Origin of the sequence: Citrobacter sp. wls826, from assembly GCF_005281245.1 — a bacterium.
Classification (GTDB): domain Bacteria; phylum Pseudomonadota; class Gammaproteobacteria; order Enterobacterales; family Enterobacteriaceae; genus Citrobacter; species Citrobacter braakii.
This window is the reverse complement of the sequence record NZ_SZWS01000064.1, coordinates 3,565-7,793: the sequence shown is the minus strand read 5'-3', so window position 1 is coordinate 7,793 and position 4,229 is coordinate 3,565. Positions and strand designations below refer to the sequence as shown.

Sequence of the window (4,229 nt, the reverse complement as noted above, 5' to 3'; positions counted from 1 at the left end):
CTCCCGCTGTGCGGGAGGGGCGCCTTCCTGCTAGCGTTTTCTCCCGCCCATTAAACTCCCCAACATGCCGCGGATTATCTGATTGGTGACCTGCCGCGCCGCGCTTTTCGCCACGCTTTGTACCACGCCATCGCGCTTGCCGCCGCGTGGTCCGGTGCTGCCAAACAGAATATCCTTCAATCCACCGAGAATACCGCCGTCCACATCGATCGCTTTACCGTTGGCGGGAGGTGTATTTTGCTGCTCGGTGCTGGCCTGCACGCCTTGCTGTAAACGCTCATAGGCGGACTCGCGGTCGATCTGTTCTTCATATTTACCGTACAGCGAGGAGTGATTAATCAGCCCGTTACGCTCGTCATCCGTCACTGGTCCCATCCGCGAGCACGGCGCAATCACCATTGCTCGTTCAACCACCGACGGGCTGCCTTTAGCGTCCAGAAACGACACCAGCGCCTCGCCGGTTCCCAGTTCCTGAATGGCTTTTTCGGTATCAAATGCCGGGTTGGCGCGCATGGTTTGCGCGGCGGTTTTCACCGCTTTCTGATCCTTCGGTGTAAACGCGCGCAGGGCGTGCTGCACGCGGTTCCCCAACTGACCGAGCACGTTGTCTGGAATATCTGACGGGTTTTGCGAGACGAACCACACGCCGACCCCTTTCGAGCGGATCAGGCGGATCACCTGTTCGATTTTATCCAGCAGCACCTGCGGGGCGTCGTTGAACAGCAGGTGAGCTTCATCGAAGAAGAACACCAGTTTTGGCTTCTCCAGATCGCCTGCTTCCGGCAGCTGTTCGTACAGTTCGGAGAGCATCCACAGCAGGCTGGCGGCATACAGTTTGGGCATCTGGTAGAGCTTCTCTGCGCTGAGGATGTTGATCATCCCTTTGCCGCTGGCGTCAGTTCGCATCCAGTCTTTGATGTCCAGCATCGGTTCGCCAAAGAAGTGCGCCGCCCCCTGTTGCTCCAGCGACAGCAGTCCACGCTGGATTGCCCCGACCGAGGCGCTGCTGATATTGCCATATTGATTCTGGAAGGATTTGGCGTTATCGCCGATGTACTGGGTAATGGCTCGCAGGTCTTTGAAATCGAGCAGCAGCAGACCCTGGTCATCGGCAATGCGGAAGATAATATCCAGCACGCCGGACTGTACGTCGTTGAGGTTCAGCAAACGGGCCAGCAGCAGCGGGCCGAGGTCAGATACCGTGGCCCGCACGGGGTGACCTTTTTCGCCGAAGATATCCCACACCGTGACCGGATTAGCATGCGGTTGCCAGTCGGTAATGCCGATATTTTTCAGGCGGGCGAGTAGCTTTTCAGAGGCCTGCCCTTCCTCGGCCACGCCGGTTAAGTCGCCTTTCACATCGGCCATAAATACCGGTACGCCAATTTCAGACAGGGATTCGGCCAGCTTCTGTAGCGTGACGGTTTTACCGGTCCCGGTAGCGCCGGTAATCAGTCCGTGACGGTTGGCCATGCCTGGCAGTAAAAACAGTTCGGTGTCCGGCGTGCGGGCAATTAGCAGGGGTGCGCTCATTGAGATTTCCTCCATTTATCTTGCCTGGAGTATAGGCAATGTCCATCAAAGAGAGTATGCGATGGCCGGAGAAAATGACTTAAAGCGTATTGCCGTGATAAATCTGGTACCCCAAATCCACGGTGTTGTGGTTATGGTCGTTGTTCTTGATTTTGCTCAGCAACATCTGCGCTGCCATGCGGCCAATGTCAAAACGCGGGGTGATCACGCTGGCGAGGCTTGGGATCATCTGCCTGCCGATTTCCAGCCCGTGAAAACCGGCAATTGAGATCTGTTCCGGAACGGCCAGATCGCGCTCGCGGCACAGCAGCAGCGCGCCCATCGCAATATCGTCGTTGGTGCAAAAAACGCCGTCTAAATCCGGATGCGCGGCGAGCGCGTCCCGCATCATCTGGGTGCCGAGATGGATGGACGAAATAGAACGCGGATTGACGCGCAGCGGCACCAGATCCCGGCGCGTCATGGCATCGCAATAGCCGCGATAACGCTGTTCATCGCGGACGTCGTCTTTCGAACCGAGATAGAGGATTTTGCGCCGCTGGCGTTTATCCAGCATGGTGCTGACCATATCAAATGCCGCCTGACGGTTATCGAAGCCCACTTCCATGTCCAGACGATCGCCCTGAATATCCATCAGCTCCACCACCGGAATGTTGGCTGAACGCAGAAACTTCACCGTGCGCAGGGTGTGATATTTCTCGGACAGGATAATGCCGTCGATATTGTACGACAGCAGGTTGATCACCGACTCTTCCTCGGATTCCCGGTCGTAATTGTAGTTAGCGATCAGCGTCTGATAGTTATGATCCGAGGTGACCGACTCAATTCCGGCCAGAATGTCTGCGAACAGCTGGTTTTGAAACGAGGGGATCAGCACGCCAAGCGTATAGCTTTGCGCATTCAGCAGCATCGCGGGCGCGCGGTTGGGGATGTAATTAATCTCCTCCATAATCTGCGCGATGCGTTCACCGGTTTCCTTTGCGACCTTTTTTGGCGAGCGAATGTAGCGGCTCACCGTCATTTTGGTCACGCCCGCCAGCGTGGCGATGTCTTGCAAAGAAATTCTGTGGTTCCTCATTTTCTCTCCAGTGCCGGGGAGCGCGGATCTGTGCTCCCCGGTGATGACTGTCTTAATGCAGAATGGCGTTCAGCGCCAGAACCCCCAGCAGCCCCATAATGGAAATCAGCGTCTCCATTACCGTCCAGGTACGCAACGTTTCCCCGACGCTGAGATTAAAATAGCCTTTAAACAGCCAGAATCCCGGATCGTTAACGTGGGAGGCAATCACGCTGCCCGCGCCGGTAGCCAGCACCATCAGCGCCGGGTCGGCGTGGGTGACGTTAATAATCGGCAGTACCACGCCTGCGGTGGTGATCGCCGCCACGGTGGCTGAACCGAGCGCGATACGCAGCAAGGCGGCGACCGTCCAGCACATCAGCAGCGGAGAAAGCGACGTGCCGGTCATCAGGTGCGAGATATATTGCCCCACGCCGCTGTCGACCAGAACCTGCTTAAACGCGCCGCCCCCGGCGATGATAAACACAATCATCGCAATCGCACCGATAGAGTCGCCAATGATATCCATAATTTGCTCGATCGTACGTCCGTTACGTCGACCAAGGGTAAAAATGGCGAGTACGATAGCGATAAACAACGCGACCGCAGGGTTACCGATAAACTCAAAGAACACCCGTACGCTGTTGGTTTTCGGCAGCGTGATTTCGCACACTGCGGCGACCGCCATCAGTATGACCGGGATTACCGCGGCAAAGATACTGTTCCAGAATGACGGCATCTCTTCTTCGGTGAACAGATGCGGGTTGAATAACCCTTCCGGCGGCGCTTTCTCAAAGCGGGTCAGCAGCTTAGAAAACAGCGGCCCGGCAACAATCACCGTCGGGATAGTAATAATAAAGCCGTACAGCAGGGTAGTGCCGAGATTAGCCTCGAAAATGGTGGCAATCGCGGTCGGCCCCGGATGCGGCGGCAGAAAACAGTGGGTCACGGACAGCGCAGCTACCATCGGGACGCCAACATACAGCAGCGGCAGGCCGGAAGAGGCCACCACCGTAAACACCAGCGGCAGCAGCAGAACAAAGCCGACTTCGAAAAACATCGCCAGACCTACCACCAGTCCGGTGATCACCAGCGCCCACTGCACGCGTTTCTTACCAAACGTGCCAATCAGCGTGGTGGCGATGCGCTGAGCCGCGCCGGTATCGGAAATCAGCTTACCGAGCATTGCACCGAAGCCAAGGATCATCGCCAGACCGCCGAGCGTCCCGCCGATCCCATTTTGTATTGAATGCAAAACGGCCTGGGCATCCATCCCTTCGGCAAAACCGACGACCGCCGCCACCAGGACCAGAGCAATAAAGCCGTTAACTTTAAAACCAATCATCAGGACCAGGAGCAGCGCGACGCCTGCCGCAATTATTATTAATGGCATAATCGTTTCTCTTATATCCCCGTCATACTTCAAGTTGCAGGTGTGTTGGCTGCGCTCACTCATCTGAATCACTTACTCAAGTAAGCTCATCGGGTTCATTCACTTGCCGCCGTCCTGCAACTCGGATTATTTAGGGGTGGCCAAAAATGCAGCGCCTGGGCGCTGCGTGATGTTGCGTTGTGTTGTATCAGACGGCGACCAGCATGCCGCCATCGACAAACAACAGGTGCCCGTTAACAAAATCGG

The 4,229-nt window shown here is 56.3% G+C and carries 3 protein-coding genes; all 3 read right to left on the bottom strand.

The features are described from left to right. Positions 1 to 30: 30 nt before the first annotated feature. Entirely contained in the window at positions 31 to 1,533 is a 1,503-nt protein-coding gene (locus FDW87_RS20010) for a helicase HerA-like C-terminal domain-containing protein (RefSeq protein ID WP_016151507.1), read from the bottom strand. A gap of 79 nt (positions 1,534 to 1,612) precedes the next feature. Then, positions 1,613 to 2,611 carry a LacI family DNA-binding transcriptional regulator gene (locus FDW87_RS20005; RefSeq protein WP_137380098.1) on the bottom strand — a complete coding sequence of 333 codons (999 nt, stop codon included), beginning with the start codon at positions 2,609 to 2,611 and terminating at the stop codon, positions 1,613 to 1,615. A gap of 52 nt (positions 2,612 to 2,663) precedes the next feature. Further along, entirely contained in the window at positions 2,664 to 3,983 is a 1,320-nt protein-coding gene (gene idnT, locus FDW87_RS20000; protein ID WP_016155581.1) for a gnt-II system L-idonate transporter, read from the bottom strand. Positions 3,984 to 4,229 lie beyond the last annotated feature (246 nt).

What these genes read in the sequence shown, in the direction of transcription:
- FDW87_RS20010 (WP_016151507.1), bottom strand. Translation starts at nt 1,533, where the DNA reads ATGAGCGCACCCCTGCTAATTGCCCGCACGCCGGACACCGAACTGTTT.
- idnT (WP_016155581.1), bottom strand. Translation starts at nt 3,983, where the DNA reads ATGCCATTAATAATAATTGCGGCAGGCGTCGCGCTGCTCCTGGTCCTG.
- FDW87_RS20005 (WP_137380098.1), bottom strand. Translation starts at nt 2,611, where the DNA reads ATGAGGAACCACAGAATTTCTTTGCAAGACATCGCCACGCTGGCGGGC.